General features: G+C 36.9%; 16 protein-coding genes. 5 read left to right on the top strand and 11 right to left on the bottom strand.

Annotated features, from left to right (window positions below; all coding sequences use genetic code 11):
* Positions 1-236: 236 nt before the first annotated feature.
* From rpsJ to rpsL, 4 genes are read right to left on the bottom strand one after another with little or no spacing between them, the layout of a single operon-like run.
* Positions 237-542 carry a 30S ribosomal protein S10 gene (gene rpsJ / locus AC4AGG_RS06795; RefSeq protein ID WP_069800872.1) on the bottom strand — a complete coding sequence of 102 codons (306 nt, stop codon included), beginning with the start codon at positions 540-542 and terminating at the stop codon, positions 237-239.
* 18 nt (positions 543-560) lie between these two features.
* Positions 561-2,678 carry an elongation factor G gene (fusA, locus tag AC4AGG_RS06790; RefSeq protein ID WP_489771237.1) on the bottom strand — a complete coding sequence of 706 codons (2,118 nt, stop codon included), beginning with the start codon at positions 2,676-2,678 and terminating at the stop codon, positions 561-563.
* Positions 2,679-2,683: 5 nt separating this feature from the next.
* On the bottom strand, positions 2,684-3,160 hold the full coding sequence (gene rpsG / locus AC4AGG_RS06785) for a 30S ribosomal protein S7 (protein WP_489771236.1): 477 nt from the start codon (positions 3,158-3,160) through the stop codon (positions 2,684-2,686).
* Positions 3,161-3,185: 25 nt separating this feature from the next.
* Positions 3,186-3,566 carry a 30S ribosomal protein S12 gene (gene rpsL, locus AC4AGG_RS06780; protein ID WP_489771235.1) on the bottom strand — a complete coding sequence of 127 codons (381 nt, stop codon included), beginning with the start codon at positions 3,564-3,566 and terminating at the stop codon, positions 3,186-3,188.
* A 184-nt stretch (positions 3,567-3,750) separates the two neighbouring features.
* Between rpsL and AC4AGG_RS06775 the strand changes: the two genes are divergently transcribed.
* The 4 genes from AC4AGG_RS06775 (at position 3,751) to AC4AGG_RS06760 (ending at position 8,278) form a co-directional block, all read left to right on the top strand.
* The gene (locus tag AC4AGG_RS06775) at positions 3,751-5,883 is read left to right on the top strand and encodes a tetratricopeptide repeat protein (protein WP_489771234.1); all 2,133 of its coding nucleotides are present in this window, start codon (positions 3,751-3,753) and stop codon (positions 5,881-5,883) included.
* Between the two features lie 123 nt (positions 5,884-6,006).
* Positions 6,007-6,483 carry a Dps family protein gene (locus AC4AGG_RS06770; RefSeq protein ID WP_489771233.1) on the top strand — a complete coding sequence of 159 codons (477 nt, stop codon included), beginning with the start codon at positions 6,007-6,009 and terminating at the stop codon, positions 6,481-6,483.
* Positions 6,484-6,567: 84 nt separating this feature from the next.
* Positions 6,568-7,746, top strand: coding sequence for a nicotinate phosphoribosyltransferase (pncB, locus tag AC4AGG_RS06765; RefSeq protein ID WP_489771232.1), 1,179 nt, complete (start codon positions 6,568-6,570; stop codon positions 7,744-7,746).
* Between the two features lie 4 nt (positions 7,747-7,750).
* Complete coding sequence (locus AC4AGG_RS06760; RefSeq protein ID WP_489771231.1) at positions 7,751-8,278, top strand: YciI family protein; 528 nt, start codon at positions 7,751-7,753, stop codon at positions 8,276-8,278.
* A gap of 114 nt (positions 8,279-8,392) precedes the next feature.
* On the opposite strand, the gene AC4AGG_RS06755 is transcribed toward AC4AGG_RS06760, so the two are convergent.
* From AC4AGG_RS06755 to AC4AGG_RS06730, 6 genes are read right to left on the bottom strand one after another with little or no spacing between them, the layout of a single operon-like run.
* Positions 8,393-9,727 (bottom strand): quinol:cytochrome C oxidoreductase, encoded by a 1,335-nt coding sequence (locus AC4AGG_RS06755; protein WP_489771230.1) that lies wholly within the window; start codon positions 9,725-9,727, stop codon positions 8,393-8,395.
* Positions 9,728-9,745: 18 nt separating this feature from the next.
* Positions 9,746-10,453, bottom strand: coding sequence for a c-type cytochrome (locus tag AC4AGG_RS06750; protein ID WP_489771229.1), 708 nt, complete (start codon positions 10,451-10,453; stop codon positions 9,746-9,748).
* Positions 10,446-10,976 (bottom strand): DUF3341 domain-containing protein, encoded by a 531-nt coding sequence (locus AC4AGG_RS06745; RefSeq protein ID WP_489771228.1) that lies wholly within the window; start codon positions 10,974-10,976, stop codon positions 10,446-10,448. The genes AC4AGG_RS06750 and AC4AGG_RS06745 overlap by 8 nt, the downstream gene beginning before the upstream one ends.
* Complete coding sequence (gene nrfD / locus AC4AGG_RS06740; RefSeq protein WP_489771227.1) at positions 10,963-12,357, bottom strand: NrfD/PsrC family molybdoenzyme membrane anchor subunit; 1,395 nt, start codon at positions 12,355-12,357, stop codon at positions 10,963-10,965. The genes AC4AGG_RS06745 and nrfD overlap by 14 nt, the downstream gene beginning before the upstream one ends.
* A gap of 20 nt (positions 12,358-12,377) precedes the next feature.
* A complete protein-coding gene (locus AC4AGG_RS06735) occupies positions 12,378-15,446 on the bottom strand; it encodes a TAT-variant-translocated molybdopterin oxidoreductase (RefSeq protein ID WP_489771226.1) in 3,069 nt (1,022 codons plus the stop codon).
* Positions 15,447-15,473: 27 nt separating this feature from the next.
* Positions 15,474-16,835, bottom strand: a complete 1,362-nt coding sequence (locus AC4AGG_RS06730) for a c-type cytochrome (protein WP_489771225.1) — start codon at positions 16,833-16,835, stop codon at positions 15,474-15,476.
* A gap of 197 nt (positions 16,836-17,032) precedes the next feature.
* Here AC4AGG_RS06730 and AC4AGG_RS06725 point away from each other — a divergent pair, with 197 nt between their 5' ends.
* Positions 17,033-17,563, top strand: a complete 531-nt coding sequence (locus tag AC4AGG_RS06725; protein WP_489771224.1) for an SPOR domain-containing protein — start codon at positions 17,033-17,035, stop codon at positions 17,561-17,563.
* 46 nt (positions 17,564-17,609) lie between these two features.
* On the opposite strand, the gene AC4AGG_RS06720 is transcribed toward AC4AGG_RS06725, so the two are convergent.
* On the bottom strand, positions 17,610-18,884 hold the full coding sequence (locus AC4AGG_RS06720; RefSeq protein ID WP_489771223.1) for a DUF6080 domain-containing protein: 1,275 nt from the start codon (positions 18,882-18,884) through the stop codon (positions 17,610-17,612).
* Positions 18,885-18,933 lie beyond the last annotated feature (49 nt).

Below are 18,933 nucleotides of genomic sequence, written 5' to 3'. Positions count from 1 at the left end.
AAAAATTAGTACAGCTAAACTAAAACTAAAGCTATGCAACTTTTATATTAATAAAATGTAACTTAATTTATTATGTTAAATGAAAAAAAATACCTAAAGATTGTCACGTCGTTTGTACCTCTCTTTTCACAATAACATAGAAAAAATCCGCTCTCTTTCGAGAACGGATTAATATCATAGCAAAGTAGTCTTTGGCTTTTGGCAAATAGCTAATAGCGATAAGCCAAATGCTAAAATCACACTTTGATTTCTACGTCAACTCCACTTGGTAATTCAAGTTTCATTAAAGCATCCACAGTTTTAGAAGATGAAGAGTAGATATCCATCAATCTCTTATGAGCAGAAAGTTGGAATTGCTCTCTTGCCTTCTTGTTAACGTGCGGAGAACGAAGTACAGTAAAGATTCTTTTGTGAGTAGGCAAAGGAATTGGTCCGTTAACTACAGCACCTGTCGCTTTTACTGTTTTTACGATCTTCTCAGCAGACTTATCTACCAAATTGTAATCGTAAGACTTTAATTTTATTCTGATTCTTTGTGACATTTTAATTCAATTTAAAGATTAACCTTTAGCTTTTGCGATTACCTCTTCAGCGATATTCTGTGGAGCTGGCTCGTATTTCTCGAACTCCATAGAAGATGTTGCTCTACCAGAAGATAATGTTCTAAGCGAAGTTACATAACCAAACATTTCAGAAAGTGGAACGAATGCTTTGATAACTTTAGCGTTATTTCTGTCATCCATACCGTTAACGGTACCTCTTCTTCTGTTAAGGTCTCCTACGATATCTCCCATGTATTCTTCTGGAGTTACCACTTCAAGCTTCATAATAGGTTCCATGATTACAGCTTTAGCAGCTCTTCCAGATTCTTTGAATCCCATGATAGCAGCTAATTCGAAAGACAATTGATCGGAGTCAACTGCGTGGAAAGATCCATCCTTCAAAGTAACTTTCATTGCTTCAACTTCAAATCCTGCTAAAGGACCATTCTTCATTGCAGACTTGAATCCTTTTTCAACTGAAGGGATAAATTCTTTTGGAATGTTACCACCTTTGATTTCGTTGATGAACTCAAGACCTACTTTACCTTCATCCGCTGGACCAATTTCGAATACGATATCCGCAAACTTACCACGACCTCCAGATTGCTTTTTGTAAACTTCTCTGTGGTTCGCTTTTTGTGTAAGAGCTTCTTTGTACTCTACTTGAGGTTGTCCTTGGTTAACTTCTACCTTGAACTCTCTTCTCATACGGTCAACGATGATATCCAAGTGTAACTCTCCCATTCCTGAGATAATAGTCTGACCAGAAGCCTCGTCAGTCTTTACTTGGAAAGTTGGATCCTCTTCAGCTAATTTAGCCAAAGCGTTACCCATTTTATCTTGATCCGCTTTAGTTTTAGGTTCAACAGCGATACCGATTACTGGATCTGGGAAAATCATCGATTCTAGAACGATTGGATTTTTCTCGTCAGATAGGGTATCTCCTGTTTTGATATCTTTAAATCCAACAGCTGCACCAATATCTCCTGCTTCAATAAATTCTACAGGATTTTGCTTATTAGCGTGCATCTGATAAATTCTAGAAATTCTTTCTTTGTTTCCAGATCTTGTGTTCAAAACGTAAGAACCTGCATCAAGTCTTCCTGAATAAGCTCTAAAAAATGCTAATCTTCCTACGAAAGGATCGGTAGCAATTTTGAAAGCTAATGCAGAGAAAGGATCGTTAACGCTTGGTTTTCTTTCGATTTCTTCGTCAGTATCTGGATTAGTACCTGTGATGTTATCCTTATCCAAAGGAGAAGGAAGGTATTTACATACTGCATCCAACATAAACTGAACTCCTTTGTTTTTGAATGAAGAACCACAAGTCATAGGAATGATAGAAAGATCAATAGTTGCTTTTCTCAAAGCTTCGTTGATTTCTTCTTCAGTAATTGAATCTGGATCTTCGAAGAATTTCTCCATCAAAGTTTCATCATAATCAGCTACAGCTTCTACCAATTTCTCTCTGTATTCCAATACTTCAGCTTTCATATCTTCTGGAATCGGCACTACGTCAAAAGTTGCACCTTGACCAGCTTCATCCCATACGATAGCTCTGTTTTTAATCAAATCAACTACTCCTTTGAAGTCTTCTTCTGCACCAATTGGTAATACAATTGGAACTGCGTTAGACCCCAACATTTCTTTAACTTGCTTACAAACATTAAGGAAGTCTGCCCCTTGTCTGTCCATTTTGTTAACGAATCCCATACGAGCAACTTTATAGTTGTCCGCAAGTCTCCAGTTAGTTTCAGACTGAGGCTCAACACCATCAACTGCAGAGAAAAGGAATACTAGACCATCAAGTACTCTTAACGATCTGTTAACCTCTACTGTAAAGTCAACGTGTCCCGGTGTATCAATAATATTGAAGTGATATCCTTTGGTATCAGCTAAAGGTTTTCCTTGATCTGTTGGAAAGTTCCATGTACAAGTTGTTGCAGCAGAAGTAATGGTAATACCTCTTTCTGCTTCCTGCTCCATCCAGTCCATTGTTGCAGCACCTTCGTGTACCTCACCAATTTTGTGGGTCTTACCAGTGTAGAACAATATCCTTTCTGTAGTGGTAGTCTTTCCTGCGTCAATGTGAGCAGCAATACCAATGTTACGTGTATAATTAAGATCTCTTCCCATTATTATTAGAATCTAAAGTGTGAGAAAGCCTTGTTAGCTTCCGCCATTTTGTGAGTATCTGTCTTCTTCTTGAAAGCAGCTCCTTCTTCTCTAGAAGCAGCTAAAATCTCTGCAGAAAGTTTCAATGCCATAGACTTGTCATTTCTTGCTTTTGCATATTTGATCAACCACTTCATTGCCATAGAAATTTTTCTGTCAGCTCTGATTGGCATTGGGATTTGGAAGTTAGCACCACCAATTCTTCTTGATCTTACTTCTACGTGAGGCATAACGTTAGTCAATGCATCTTTCCAGATTTCAAGAGAAGTTTTTTCAACATCTCCTTTTTTGTTTTCAACGATTTCTAATGCATCATAAAAAATTTTGAACGCAATAGATTTTTTTCCGTCAAGCATCAAGTTGTTTACGAATCTTGTTACCAATTGATCATTAAATTTTGGATCCGGTAACAACGGTCTTTTTTTCGCTTTTGTTTTTCTCATTGTCTTGTACCTTAAAATTTAATGATTACTTTTTCGCTTTTGGTCTCTTAGCTCCGTACTTAGATCTTCTTTGAAGTCTTCCATTAACTCCAGCTGTGTCTAACGCACCTCTCACGATGTGGTAACGTACTCCCGGTAGGTCTTTCACCCTTCCTCCTCGCACCAATACTATCGAGTGCTCTTGAAGATTATGTCCTTCGCCCGGGATATAAGCGTTGACTTCTTTTCCGTTAGAAAGTCTTACCCTTGCAACTTTTCTAAGTGCAGAGTTAGGTTTCTTAGGAGTGGTAGTATATACTCTCGTACATACTCCTCGTCTTTGTGGACAAGAATCAAGAGCAGCCGATTTGCTCTTCTTGGCAAGCGTGGCTCTTCCTTTTCTTACTAATTGTTGAATAGTAGGCATTTAATTCCTTTTTATTTTGAGGTGCAAAAGTAAGAATATTTTTTTAATTGACAAGTAGTTACACTAACTTTTTGAAAAAAGCTTTGGATTATGATCCGCAACATCAATCTTGTAAAATTGTACAAAAGATATTAATCATATAAGTACATAAAGTCAAATAAAAACTTTTCATTAATTTAGCTGTATGCATAAAATAAAAACATTAACCAACCTCCTAGCCTTAATCACAATTTTCACCGCTGCACTTACTAGTTGTAACGGAAATAGTAATACCTACGAAGCAATTTCAGCCATGCCTTTGAAGCATGAAGATGGTTTTGTAGGCGATAAAAGTTGTATCGAATGTCATAAAGGTGACTACGATACATGGAAAGGCTCTCATCACGATCTAGCGATGCAAATCGCCAACCAGCAAACTGTTCTTGGAAATTTTGAAAACCAAAAAACCGTTTTGGACGGCGTTTCTTATTCCTTTACCAAAAAGAATAATGATTATTGGGTCAACATCAAAGAAATTGATGGCACCGTCAAAGATTACAAAATAAGTTACACCTTTGGCGTCACTCCCCTTCAACAATATCTAGTTGATTTCCCCGATGGAAAAAAGCAAGTCCTCAGAGTAACATGGAATACCTTAGACAAAAAATGGTTTCATCAATATGTGGGTGACAAAATAGATGTTCATGATTGGTTGCACTGGACCGAAAGTGCACAAAACTGGAACACCATGTGCGCCGAATGTCATTCTACGAACTTAAAAAAGAATTATGACCCCGAAACGGATAAATTCAATACAACATACTCATCAATTAACGTGAGTTGCGAAAGTTGTCACGGCGCTGGTGAACGACATATCTTTTGGGCACAGAATAACAAAGATGCAAAAGAAGGAGAGCACGCCTTCATAAAAGAAGGGACCACTCAAACTGACCAAATTAATATGTGTGCTCCTTGCCATTCGCGAAGAACAAAACTCACAGAAGTTATAGAACCCAACGAAGCTTACGACAACCAATTTATTTTACAGGTCATTTCTCCCGATTTCTACTATCCAGACGGTCAGATCAAAGATGAAGATTATGTTACTGGTTCTTTTCTACAAAGTAAAATGTACCACAATGATGTCAAATGCTCGGATTGTCACAATACCCATTCTTTAAAACTCAAAAAACAAGGAAACGATTTGTGTCTCCAATGTCACAAACCTTCATATGATTCTCCTTCGCACCACTATCATGAGCAAGGCACCGAATCTGCGCAGTGCGTCAACTGTCACATGACTGGAAGATTCTATATGGGGAATGATTTTAGGAGGGACCATAGCTTCAGGGTTCCCAGACCAGATCAAAGTGTAGTTTACAATACACCTAACGCTTGTACCGAATGTCACAAAGATCAGTCAAATCAATGGGCTGCAAATCAAATTACACAATGGTATGGCAACAAACGTCCAACGCATTTTTCGGATGCTTTATTACTGAGCACCAAATCTGTTCTTTCCGACACAGAACGAGCTATCGTTCTGAAATTCATAAGCGACTCCAATTTCCCAGCAATTGCACGTGCAACGGCAATATATAACTTACAACTCACCCAGCAAGGAGACTTTGCCTCTATAATCGAAAGCTTGGAAGACGCCTCCCCTATTGTACGTTTCAACGCTTTAGAAAAACTTGAAAGTCTACCTGAGCAAGAACGTCTCTCTGTCGCATCTCGATTTATCAATGACTCTGTGAAATCCGTAAGAATTGCCGCCGTTCAACTTCTTAGAGGAGTTAGCCCAGAAAATTTGAGCGAAATCAATGCAGACCATCTGAGCAGAGCAAGAGAAGAACAGTTAAAAATGATTTTGGCCAACGCTGACTTTTCAACCGGAAAAATCCAATTAGGAGACTATTATTTGCAAAACAATGAAGTGGACAAAGCCATATCTCAATACAAAAAAGCCATTAAAGCTGATAAATTGCTTTTCCCAGCATATTCTAATTTGGCATCGAGCTATAGCATGACAGGAAATACAACCGAAGCGCTTAAAACGCTTAATGATTGGATAAAATTAGAGCCTAAGTCAGGTCAAGCTTATTACCTAAGAGGTTTACTGAATTTTGAACTCAAAAATACAACAGCTGCGGTTGCTGACCTCAAGCAAGCCTCAGCCTATGAACCAAGTAACAGTAGAATTCTATATAATCTTGCGGTCTACTATTATCAAAATAAAGACAATAAATCTGCCATACCTTACCTACAGAAAGCACTGAAGTTGGAGCCTAATAATCCTGAGTATAAAAATCTTGCTTCTCTTTTAAAAACATCATAGAGACAAAAAAGCTAAACTCAAAAAAATGAATCTTATCAGAAAAATACGTGATATAGACAAACTCAATAAGCTTCGTTGATCGGAGTCTTTCATTTTTGAATAATTTTGCACAAAATATTCGCTATGAAAAATGCTAATCATATCGGGCTAAAAGAAGCCGACAGCAAAAAAATTTCAGAAAAACTGAATACTTTACTCGCTAACTATTCTGTTTTTTATCAAAATACCAGAGGTGCACATTGGAACATCAAAGGTGACCAATTCTTCACACTTCATCCAAAGTTCGAAGAGTTGTACAATGGTTTGGTTCTGAAAATAGATGAAATAGCAGAACGTATTTTGACTTTAGGAGCTACACCGGCGCATAATTATTCGGATTATCTCAAGGCATCAACCATCAAAGAAAGCAAAGAAGTAAGCGATGGAACTAAGTGCGTGGAAAATATTTTAACTTCTTTAAAAGTTGTCATTGATTTGCAAAGAGAATTACTGGACATTACTGACAAAGCAGATGATGAGGGAACTAATTCTTTGATGAGTGGATACATTACCGAACAAGAAAAAGAAGTCTGGATGTACAGTGCTTATCTTGGTAGATAAATACTTTTCGATTCAATCTACAATCCAATAATCAAAATCGTCTTTAATAAGGCGATTTTTTTTACTTTTACTTAAAAATAAGGAATGACTAAAATCCGTCTTAAATCTATACTCGACAATGACTTCTATAAAATCACGATGCAAAATGCAGTGGTCAAACTTTTTCCAAGTCAAATTGTAAAATACGAATTCATTAATCGGGGAAAACATTTTTTCCCAAATGGGTTTGCTGAAACTCTTCAAGAAGCAGTAAACACAATGGCGGAAATCAAACTCACCAAACAAGAAAAAGATTTCCTCAAAAAAACTTGTCCCTACATTGATTTACCATATTTGGATTTTTTAGAAGGTTATCGATATGACCCGACCGAAGTCAAAATTGTACAAACCGAAGAAGAACTGAAAGTTACAGTAGAAGGACTTTGGTACAGAACAATTCTTTGGGAGGTTCCTCTTCTGGCATTGATTTCGGAGTTGCATTACGAGATGAACAAAATGGAAAGAAACTCCAATGAAGTTGTTATCGAAAACACCATCGAAAAAGCAAAACATCTTAACCAATTAGGTGTTACTTTCGCAGAATTTGGGACAAGAAGAAGACATTCTTACTCGGTACAAAATATCGTTGTAGAAACATTGATGAACGAACACAATACCAAATTCATTGGTTCCTCCAATGTACACTTTGCCATGAAATACGGAGTAAAACCCATCGGAACGCACGCACATGAGTGGTTCATGTTTCACGCTGCCGAATACGGCTTCAAGATGGCAAACGAAATCGCGTTAGAACATTGGGTGGATGTCTATCGTGGTGATTTGGGAGTTGCCTTATCTGATACTTTCACGACCGATGTGTTTTTTAGACAATTCGATAAAAAATTTACGAAGCTATTTGATGGGGTAAGACATGACAGCGGAGATCCGTTGGAATTCGCCGACAAAACGATAAAACATTATTTGGACAATGGAATAAATCCATTATTTAAATACATCATTTTTTCTGATGGATTGAATTTGACCAAAGTTGAAGAAATAGCAGACTATTGTAAAGGAAAAATTGGGGTATCATTTGGTATTGGAACCAATCTTACCAATGACGTTGGTCTCAAACCAATGAATATTGTGATGAAGTTAATTGGTGTACAAGCTCAAAATGGAGATTGGATTCCTACCGTCAAACTATCAGACGAAAAAGGAAAATATACCGGTGACCCGAAAATGATAGAGTTAGCAAAAGAATTTTTAAGAATTCAAAATTAAAAGAATGAAAAAGATTATTTACGGATTAGCTCTGGCTGTTTTAGCGCAATCTTGTGTCATCACAAGAGGAACTGATGGACAAGATGGGAAGCCTGGAGAAAATGGCAAAAATGGAAACGAAATAGAGACACCGCTAACTCAATTTGATCAAAAGCTTGCAGACTCTCTTGGTGCGGATAAGTACGGAATGAAAAATTATAGTTTAGTCATTCTGAAAACCGGTCCTAACGACTCCAAAATAACTGATAAAACAGAAAGAGCCCAACTCTTCAAAGGTCATTTCTCCAACATGGAGAAAATGAGCAAAGAAGGAAAATTAGTTGTGGCTGGTCCTCTATCTAAAAATTCGCTACAGTACAGAGGACTGTTTATCCTTAGTGAGACTAATTCTGATGCAGTCAAATTGTTAATTGAACAAGACCCTACTGTCAAACAAGGAATCTTTGAGTACGAAATCCTTCCTTGGTATGGTTCTGCGGCGCTTCCAATGTATCTTCCCTATCATGAAAAAGTAGCTAAAGAAAATCCGTAGTACAAAAAAATCTTTTTTTTTGCAAATAGGAATTTAAACTAAATCATACCCAACAAAAAATCCCAAACAAAGTGTTTGGGATTATCTATATTTCATTCTGTCACTTATAATATCTTAGAATGGGTATTCGAAGATTTTCGATTCGTGAACAAATGGGTTTCCTTCAGGAATAAGCTTCAATTTTGACATTGTTGTCATTGTAACAAAGATAAACAATCCCATTACAAATAATACCGAACCAATAACTGTTAAGAATACATCAGCGCTCATCCAATAAGGACCAACAGTTCCTGGCATCACCATATTGAAGTAATCTAAAATGTGTCCTGCAACTACGATGAACGCCATTGTTGTAACAACATAATAATTTCTCTTAATGCTAGAACTTACCATCACCAATAAAGGAATCAAGAAGTTGATGATCAACATCGGTAGGAAAGTTGCAGAGTAGTACTCGAATCTACCAAAGAAGTAATTAACCTCTTCTGGAACGTTAGCATACCAATATAACATAAACTGCGCAAACCATGTATATGTCCAAAGCATACTTGTAGCAAATAGGAACTTACCTAAATCGTGTAAGTGGTTATCATTAAACTGTGGTAAGAAACCATTCTTTTTAAGATAAACGCTAAAAATAATGATTACCGCAATACCACTTGATAAGCAACTCACCATCGAATACCAAATATACATTGTAGAGTACCAGTGAGGGTCAATAGACATCAACCAATCCCAAGCCCAAGCTGCAGAAGCAAATCCAAAAAATGCAATATAACCTACAGCCCATCTGTACAACATTTGATAATCTCTAGCGTTTCTAGTTTCATCAACTTTCTTAGATTGAGCACGAAGCTTCCAAGCAAAGAAAGATGCACCTACTACATAGATAACAGTTCTAATTGCGTAGAAAGGGATATTCAAGAATTTCTTTTTACCAAATAATATTGAATCAAAATGCTCAGAATTAGGATCTGTCAATTCTGGATCCATCCAATGAAATAAGTGTCCATTGTGAGTAACATTAAGAACCATAAGAATGATAAGAATTGCACCACCCCAAGGAATATAACTAGCAATAGCTTCCATAACTCTGGTCACAATAATGGACCAACCAGCATGTGCAGCATGTTGAATACAATAGAAAAATAAAACAGCACAACTTACTCCGAAGAAAAAGACCGCTACTAAATGAATAGAAGCTAATGGACTGTTATGAATTTGATGCTTTGCATGCTCTAAGTGTGCTCCATGATCTTGTGGGCCGTGCATCTCACTCGAATGAGAAGGCGCATGCTTCTGACCAGGAGGATGAACAGTGCTCATCACTTGCTCTACTTTTGCATCATCAATACCGTGATTGATAAAATAACCTGCTGCAAAAAATACCAATCCTGCAACAAGAAGTATGATAGAAACTAACTTTAATTTTGGAAGAAAAACATTCATCTTTTTAATCTTAAAAATTTATTTGGTTGCAGTAGAATCTGTTTTAGCAGGAGTTGCCGTAGCAGCAGCCGCATCAGTAGTGGCAGCAGCTGGAACACTTCCTTTAAAAGCATCCATTACGTACATTGCAACTCTCCATCTGTCACCTGCATTAAGCTGCCCCGCATAAGAACCCATTGAGTTTCTACCATAAGAAAGTACATAATGTACAGATCCTACTGTAATCTCACGGTCACTATACTTTGGAACACCTGAAAAAGCACCAGACTGAACAATACTTCCTTGCCCATCACCAGTCGCACCGTGACAAGCCGCACAAGTTTTATCATATAATGCCTTTCCTCTCTCCAAATCCTTTTTAGCATTAGCTGGATTCAAAGGAGAAGCAGTTACCAATTTTGAAGCATCATATCCTGCGTTATATTCTTCAGCTGTTAAAGTTTTTGAAGAATTAGCATCAACAACCCCATCTTTATTTCTAGCTACCGTTCCATCCACAGGAGTAAGACCCGTTGCACCAAAATTCTTAACGAATGCTGGAATCTCATTCTCATGATCAGAGTAAGCATCTTCTGCTTTCATCAAAGGATCATAAGCCACTGGGAAATACATGTCTGGAAAATATACTAACGGCGCATTATCTTTTGGTCCACAAGAGTTAAAAACAATTGCTGATAAACCTAAAATAGCAGAAAGCTTTATAATATGTTTTTTCATTTTAAGCATCTTTTACTGTAATTTCTTCAACTCCTGTATCAATCAAAATTTGTTTAATTGCATTAAACTCATTATCATCACTTGGTACAAACTCCATCATAAACTTATCATCTGTTGTTCTAGGATCTGGATTCTGCGGTTTTGCACCAGGATACATTTTATTTCTTACTAAGAAAGTCAATGACATCATGTGCGCTGCACAGAAAACCATTAATTCAAACATTGGAACAACAAATGCTGGCATATTATGTCCCCAATCGAATGCAGGCTTACCACCAATATTCTGAGGCCAATCATGATTCATAACATACCATGTTACTAATGATCCAATGGTTACTCCATATACTGCATAAATAAATGCCGCATCCGAAATTCTAGTTTTTCTAAGACCCAAAGCTTTATCCAACCCGTGAACCGGAAATGGCGTATAGACTTCGTTAATCTTAATTCCTTTGTCCATGAAAGTTTTAACGCCAGTCATCAATTCATCATCGTCGGCGTAAACTCCGTATATTATTTTAGTGGTGCTCATCTCCTTCTTTTGCTTTATAAGTTTCACCGGAAATTTTCAAAATACTCTTTAATTCAGCCTGTGCAATTACAGGGAATGTTCTTGCATATAATAAGAATAGTACAGAGAAGAAACCAATTGTTCCTAAATATACTCCAACGTCAATAATTGTTGGCTTAAACATTGTCCAAGATCCAGGTAAGTAATCTCTTGATAAGTTGATAACAATAATATCAAATCTCTCAAACCACATCCCGATATTGATAATTAATGCAATGATAAATGTTGCAATAATATTAGTTCTTACTTTCTTGAACCAGAATAACGCTGGCACAACAAGGTTACAGATAATCAATGACCAGAATGCCCACCAATAAGGTCCAGTTGCAGCTCCTGGTGTAAGATATGCGAAATCTTCGAATCTACTTCCAGAATACCAAGCGATAAAATACTCACATGAATAAGCTACTGTTACCATACCACCCGTTACAATGATTACGATATTCATAATCTCGATGTGGTACATGGTGATATAATCTTCCAAATGACAAACCTTTCTTGCAACTAACAATAGTGTCTGTACCATCGCAAATCCAGAGAATATTGCTCCAGCAACGAAGTAAGGAGGATAAATTGTTGAGTGCCATCCTTTAATTACTGAAGTAGCAAAGTCAAAGGATACGGTTGTGTGTACCGAGAATACAAGTGGTGTAGCCAAACCTGCAAGAACCAAAGAAAGTTCTTCGAATCTTTGCCAATGTTTTGCTTTACCACCCCATCCAAAGGCAAGGAATGTATAAATTCTTTTCGTCCAAGGAGTCTTTGCTCTATCTCTAATCATTGCAAAGTCAGGGATAAGTCCCATGAACCAGAAAACTGTGGATACTGAGAAATAAGTAGAGATTGCAAATACGTCCCAAAGTAGTGGAGAGTTAAAGTTGGTCCAAAGAGATCCAAATTGGTTAGGTAATGGGAAAACCCAATATCCTACCCAAACTCTACCCATGTGAATAACAGGGAAGATAGCTGCCTGTACAACTGCAAAGATAGTCATCGCCTCCGCAGAACGGTTAACGGACATTCTCCATCTTTGTCTAAATAATAATAGTACCGCAGAAATAAGAGTCCCGGCGTGACCGATACCTACCCACCAAACGAAGTTGGTAATATCCCATCCCCAGTTAATGGTTCTATTCAGTCCCCACGCTCCAATTCCGGTTCCAATAGTATAAGCTATACATCCAAATCCGTATATGAAAAGAGCCAATGCGGCATAGAATGAAATCCACCATAGCTTTCCTGCTCTTTCCTCGATTGGTCTTGCAATGTCCTCCGTAATATCGTGGTAGGTTTTGTGACCAATAATTAAAGGTTCCCTTATCGGGGCTTCGTAATGTGACATGTGTTCTCGCTTATTATTATTTAAACTTCTTTTTCTTTTGATTCTTTAACCTCCTTTCTGTTTCTAATCTTAGTATGATAGAAAACATTAGGCTTAGTACCGATTTCCTCTAATAATAAATATCTTCTATTGCTAGAGTATAACTTTCTAACTTCAGAGTTTTTATCATTCATATCTCCAAACTTCATTGCTCCAGTTGAACAAGCTTGTGAACAAGCAGTTTGGAATTCTCCATCAGCAACAGGTCTTCCTTCTTTCTTAGCTTCAAGAATAACATTCTGAGTACTTTGGATACACATAGAACATTTTTCCATAACCCCTCTTGTTCTTACAACAACATCTGGATTAAGTACCATTCTACCCAAATCATTATTCATATTGAAGTCGAACTTATCATTCAATGAATATGTAAACCAATTAAATCTTCTTACTTTATATGGACAGTTGTTCGCACAATATCTTGTACCGATACATCTGTTATATGCCATTTGGTTTTGACCTTGTTTACCATGTGATGTTGCAGCAACAGGACAAACAGTCTCACAAGGAGCGTGGTTACAATGCTGACACATTACTGGTTGGAAGATAACATCAGGATTTTCAGCCTCCTTAATCAAGATATCATATACCTGAGGAACATTAAGACCTCTTTGTTCCTGTTCTGTAGGTTCGATCTTTTCAACTGCAGAATAATAACGGTCAATTCTTAACCAATACATATCACGAGACATTCTTACCTCTTCTTTTCCAACAACTGGAACGTTGTTCTCAGCTTGGCAAGCAATAATACATGCTCCACAACCTGTACAAGAGTTAAGGTCAACTGACAAGTTGAAGTGTGGACCATCTGTATCATCAAATGCATCCCAAAGGTCAATTTTTCTTGCAGGTAAAGCACCATTAATCGTATGATACTCCAAAGGCTTGTTCCAACCATGGTGTTCATCATCAAAAGGAACAGTCAAGAAAGTTTCCAAAGGAACTTCTTTAGCAATCTCGTAACGACCCATCAAAGTATTTTGGAACTGCATTCCAGCAAACTCATGTTCATCACCACCTGCTTTTTCAATTTTCACATTAGAAACAACGGTGTTAGCACCATCAAATAGAGGATAAGCATTAACTCCAGTTTCTGCAACTTTACCAGAAAGTTTCTTTCCATAACCTAAAGCCAAACCGACAGATCCGTCAGCTTGCCCTGGTTGGATAAATGCTGGAACATCTTTAACAGTTACACCGTTAACAGTTACATTAACTTTGGTTCCGTCTAGCTGCATTCTAGCATTAAGACTATTCTCTAATCCTAATTTCTCTGCATCTTTTGGAGAAACAGTTAAATAATTATCCCAAGAAAGTCTCGTCAATGGATCAGGAAGCTCTTGCAACCAAGGGTTGTTAGCTTGTGTACCATCACCCATTGAAGTCTTAGTATATAAAACTAATTCAAAATCAGAAGCTTTGAAGCCACCTAATTCAGCAACAGCTTGAGCACCATTACCACCTGCATAACTAAGTCCAGTTGCTCCTTCAGAAGCAGCAAAACCGTTATACAAAGCTTGATTAAAACTCAAACCACCTAAATAAGCAGCTGAATTAGCTTTCAAATAATCATAATAATTATTAGCAGCATTATTCTTTCCGTTCGTCCAAACTAGAAGAGACTCTTCAATTTGTCTAGACTTATAAACTTTCTGAATCGTAGGCTGCATCAATGTGTACACTCCAGATTGAGGAGTCATATCACCCCAAGATTCTAACCAGTTAGCAACAGGAATCGCCACTTTTGCCATATCGTACAATTCGTTCTTTTTATCAGAAACCGCAACGATATGTTTAACTTTAGATAAAGATTTTTTGAAATCTTCACCTTTATGATGAGAATAGATTGGATTGACATTATTGGAAATCAATACTCCAACTTGGCCAGCGTTCAACCATCCTAAAAATTCTTGATATCTAGCTCCGCTATACTCTTTCAAGTAATTTGCTTTACCCGTAAAAGCAGTAGAACCTAATTTTTGATTAATCAAATGAGCTAAAACGTAAGCCCCTTTTGAACCATCAGCAAAAACAACTGCATTGCTGCCTTTAGCTTGAAGTTCTTTAGCAATTTTAGCCGCTTCTTTATCATTAGTTGAACCACCATTCAAAGCGTTATACACTTCAACTAAAGTCTTGTTTACTGCACTTGGCTTAAGTCTAACTCTTTCGTCAGCATTAGCACCAGTTAAAGACATATTAGACTCAACCTGAATATGTCTCAACATATTTTCTCCCGGTTGTCTGGCAGCAGCATAAGATACTTCTAAACTTCCAGCGTTATAATCAGCTAAGAAATCAGCTTGGAACGAAACTACTAACTGAGTCTTGCTTAAATCATATACTGGTAATGCTCTTTGTCCGAATACCTCTTCTGCCGCGTCTAATGCAGCAGCATAAGGATATGCATCGTAGGTTACCAATTCTGCAGAAGGATATTTTGCTTTGAAATCAGCAAAAACTTTCTTGAAACTTGGTGAAGCATACGAATGAGATAGTAAAACGATTTTCTTACCAGCACTTTGGGTTTCAGTAAGTGCATCTAACACATAAGTATCAACTTTATCGAAAGTAGCATCTTTCTTATCAAACTTAGGTTGTTTAATTTTATCATTATCATATAATGACAAAATACTTGCCTGAGCTCTTGCATTGGTTTTCCCTAATTCGCTTGCTGCTGGATTTGGATCAATCTTGATTGGTCTTCCCTCTCTTGTTTTTACCAAAACACTTGCAAAATCAAAACCGTCAAAATAGGTAGAAGCATAATAATTGGGAATCCCAGGAATAATGCTATGCGGTTTTACAACATAAGGAATCGTCTTGATAACCGGAGCTTCGCAAGCTGCTAAAGTAACCGCTGCAGTAGAGAAGCCTAATAGTTTTAGGAAGTCTCTTCTGGAAGTACTACCGTTGTTCATCTTATCGGAATCCCCTAAGAAATCCTCAACTGGAAGTTCATTTTGAAACTCCTTCTGAGCCAACTTGTGGTTAAGATCTCGATCTTTAAGTTCGTGAATACTTCTAAATTGTATTTTATTTGAAGCCATTGATACTTCTGCTTTTAAGTTGATTTATTAATAGTGACATTTTCCGCATTCCAATCCGCCAATTGCATCTACTGTAATCTTTCCTTCGGATGTCGGATATTGTTTTTTCAGTTTATCGTGAAGTTTTTTGAAATATGCTTGGTTGTATCCATTAGCCATATCCACTTCTGTAGTTCTGTGACACTCGATACACCATCCCATAGTGAAATCATTAGCCATCTGTACCACATTCATTGTATCTACTTTTCCGTGACAAGCTTTACAAACCACATCAATCTTGTTGTCTGGATTTTTCTTATTAAATGCTGTCATGATTGCTTGTTCTCCAGCTACTACGTGTTGAGAGTGGTTGAAGTATACAAAATCTGGCATATTGTGAATACGAGTCCATTCAACTGGCTTCGTCTTTCCAGTATATTGTTGAGTTGCTGGATCCCATCCTGTCGCTGCATATATCTTTTGAATTTCACCAGTATAGAATTCTTTACTCTTACCTGGCTCGATATATTTACCATTATATTCAGAAATAGTCTTGTGGCAATTCATACAAACATTCATTGAAGGAATTTCAGAAACCTTACCATATTTTGCAGAAGAGTGACACATTTGGCAGTCGATTTTATTTTCTCCAGCGTGAATTTTGTGAGAGAAATAGATTGGTTGCTCTGGCTGATATCCTTTGTAAACACCAATCCACATCATCCAGTTCCACACTCCATAAAACGCCATCAATCCAACAAAACCAAGAATGACCTTACCAACAGTATTATATTTCGTATAAAGTTCACCAAAAGATTTCACCCTTGTCTGATCCAAGTCAGAAAGCTCCGATGATTGTTGAACTTTAACAAGCTGCTTCAATTTAAGAAGTAACCAAAGCAATAACGCTCCGATTGCAGCTAATGAAATGATTACGATTTTAGAATTATTCTGCTGCTCTTTGCTAGCCTCAATAGCAGCAATAGAATTAGCATCTGTAGCGGCTGCATCAGCTGCTGGTTCCGCAGCAGGCGGATTAGTAGTGTATTCCAAAATATCATCGATATCCTTATCGTTGAGACTTGGAAATTGAGTCATTTCAACCTTCTTGAATTTTTCAAATACTTCATTCGCGTATTTATCTCCAGAAGCACGAAGCGCCTTGTTATCTTTAACCCACTTATAGAACCAATCTTTTTCTAGTCCCTGTTCGGTTTTCAGACGGTCAACTACACCTTTAAGAGCAGGACCTGTCATTTGCTTATCTAAAGCGTGACAAGCCGCACAATTGGCTTTAAATAGTTTCTCCCCGTTTTTGGCATCTCCTTGTGCGTAAATAGAAGCACTGGTTGAAAGTAACAAACTTAGTACAATCAGCCCTCTTTTGTAATGCTTTTTCCAACTAATCATTTATATAGTCTTGTGTTAGTAAATTTTTCCGTGAGAATATTCGGAATACATAATAATGCGCAAAAATAACATTTTTAACAGAAATTAACAGCCCTTTTGGTATGCATATAATCATTTTGGTTAATTTGTAATTATTCTAAATAATAGAGTTTGGAATAATTTTTATTTATACTATTTTTGCCAAAATAAATTCTAGGATGAAAAAAATTGCATTTTTGTTTGCATTCATATGCATTACTATAGGTTTCAAAGCACAAGACGTTGTTAAAAAAGATACCCTCAATGGTACTGAACTAACAATTTCTATGGATGAAAAAATTAATCAAGGTCTACTTGATATGGAAGGACGCTGCTCAAAAAGCGCGAAAACCACAGCCACAAATGGAACAAGTACACCAACTACTACCACAAAAAAGAAAGTATTGGTTCCCAACCGAGCTTTGACAACAGAGGAGGTTTGTCGCCAAAATCCAAAAATACAAGGATATAAAATCCAAGTTAATGTGGTGAAGAGCAATGATGAAGCGAACAAAGTGAAAGCGTATTTCCGTTCTAAATACCCTTATATCAAAGTGATTACAGACGCTTCCCTACGTCCTGATTATAAAATTCTAGCGGGTAGTTATTTCACCAGAGAATCAGCGAAAGGAGACCTTGCAAAAGTGAAACAGATCTTCAAAGAAGCAAGAGTTGTTGAGTATAATATCTTCTGCGCAGAAGCGAAATAGTATTTGAGATTATAACAAAATAAAAACCGGACTTGCTCCGGTTTTTTTATTGGTAGTAGTGGTCCAAATAAATAAAAAACTCTTCCATCCGATAAAGATTATTGATTCCGACAAAAACAGAAATCAAAATGAGAGTCATGGATAGAGATGTTAGAATTTTTGGTGAGTTTCGATATGAGAAGAATAACCATCCTAACATCATAGGAATTACAAAAACAAAATGTCCTCCATAGATATAAGAACAATTAATCCCAAATTTAAGCACACAATGAATCAAAATATCAAACAGGAAAAGAACCATCAGCATCTGAGGTAGCTTATTTCTAAAATTGCGTATCCAACTCCAAAATACTAGCAAAAAGATAAGAGCGGTGACACCATAAGAAACCGGAGAGGAAAAAACATCCATAAAAAGTGCCTTATACTCAAACCCAGCTTTGGACTTATAATCTTTCACCACAAAACTCGAAAACAAAATGTTCCCACCAAAAAACCACGAGTAAATCATATCCCAAAGCGGCGTACTTTTTAATTTGGTGAATTTGTCATATTGTTCACCAGTCTTACTTAACAAAATCTGATAGTCAAACTGAATTCTATACAAAAATAGAAACACAAAAATCATCAATGAAATCATCACACGACTGAAGGTATTAAAGAATCTAGTAAAACTTTTAAAAAGTCCCTTTTCAAATAACACAGGAAGATAAACTTTAATCAAGTTGGTTGTGGTAATTCCGCCAATAGCAACTCCCCCAAGGGTTAATGCATAGATAGGAATCGTTTTATCCTTTTTAATTTTTATTGCAACATAATATTGATACAGCGTCAAAAAAAACAATGAATAAGCATAGGTTTCTGGAGTAAAGCTCAAAAGGATGTTGGTCGAAAACAATGCATAGAAAATCAAAATCATCCAAATGATTTTCAAAGGTAGCTTAACAATATTCCTTAGATATTTAAAAACTTGAACTATTCCCAAGCAAACCATCAAGTTACTGCACAAAGCCAAAACCAATCGAAAAGTTGAATCCACTTTGCCCCCTGAGAAAAGCAATGCAAACTCCCTAATCCAGTTGAAAAAATAATAAGTCAATGGATGTCTTTCGAATCCTCCTCCATTCATAACTATTGCTCGATTGTCAAAACTGAAATAGGCATCCCACGGAATTCTATCATCAAAAATAATGCTGTAATTGAGTGCGATATAACTTCCTAGGAAACCATAACAAACAAAAAAGAACAAAAACAGCCCAGCTTCTAACCAAGAGGAGGGCAAGACCAACGATAAAAACTGACCAATACTTCTAATTACTTTCAAATGATGACTTTTTTTGCAAAAGTAAAATTAATTACGACAATTACCCTAT

This window comes from Chryseobacterium sp. CG10_8, from assembly GCF_058117085.1.
This window is presented reverse-complemented; position numbering and strand designations above follow the sequence as displayed.

What these genes read in the sequence shown, in the direction of transcription:
- rpsJ (WP_069800872.1), bottom strand. Translation starts at nt 542, where the DNA reads ATGTCACAAAGAATCAGAATAAAATTAAAGTCTTACGATTACAATTTG.
- fusA (WP_489771237.1), bottom strand. Translation starts at nt 2,678, where the DNA reads ATGGGAAGAGATCTTAATTATACACGTAACATTGGTATTGCTGCTCAC.
- rpsG (WP_489771236.1), bottom strand. Translation starts at nt 3,160, where the DNA reads ATGAGAAAAACAAAAGCGAAAAAAAGACCGTTGTTACCGGATCCAAAA.
- rpsL (WP_489771235.1), bottom strand. Translation starts at nt 3,566, where the DNA reads ATGCCTACTATTCAACAATTAGTAAGAAAAGGAAGAGCCACGCTTGCC.
- AC4AGG_RS06775 (WP_489771234.1), top strand. Translation starts at nt 3,751, where the DNA reads ATGCATAAAATAAAAACATTAACCAACCTCCTAGCCTTAATCACAATT.
- AC4AGG_RS06770 (WP_489771233.1), top strand. Translation starts at nt 6,007, where the DNA reads ATGAAAAATGCTAATCATATCGGGCTAAAAGAAGCCGACAGCAAAAAA.
- pncB (WP_489771232.1), top strand. Translation starts at nt 6,568, where the DNA reads ATGACTAAAATCCGTCTTAAATCTATACTCGACAATGACTTCTATAAA.
- AC4AGG_RS06760 (WP_489771231.1), top strand. Translation starts at nt 7,751, where the DNA reads ATGAAAAAGATTATTTACGGATTAGCTCTGGCTGTTTTAGCGCAATCT.
- AC4AGG_RS06755 (WP_489771230.1), bottom strand. Translation starts at nt 9,727, where the DNA reads ATGAATGTTTTTCTTCCAAAATTAAAGTTAGTTTCTATCATACTTCTT.
- AC4AGG_RS06750 (WP_489771229.1), bottom strand. Translation starts at nt 10,453, where the DNA reads ATGCTTAAAATGAAAAAACATATTATAAAGCTTTCTGCTATTTTAGGT.
- AC4AGG_RS06745 (WP_489771228.1), bottom strand. Translation starts at nt 10,976, where the DNA reads ATGAGCACCACTAAAATAATATACGGAGTTTACGCCGACGATGATGAA.
- nrfD (WP_489771227.1), bottom strand. Translation starts at nt 12,357, where the DNA reads ATGTCACATTACGAAGCCCCGATAAGGGAACCTTTAATTATTGGTCAC.
- AC4AGG_RS06735 (WP_489771226.1), bottom strand. Translation starts at nt 15,446, where the DNA reads ATGGCTTCAAATAAAATACAATTTAGAAGTATTCACGAACTTAAAGAT.
- AC4AGG_RS06730 (WP_489771225.1), bottom strand. Translation starts at nt 16,835, where the DNA reads ATGATTAGTTGGAAAAAGCATTACAAAAGAGGGCTGATTGTACTAAGT.
- AC4AGG_RS06725 (WP_489771224.1), top strand. Translation starts at nt 17,033, where the DNA reads ATGAAAAAAATTGCATTTTTGTTTGCATTCATATGCATTACTATAGGT.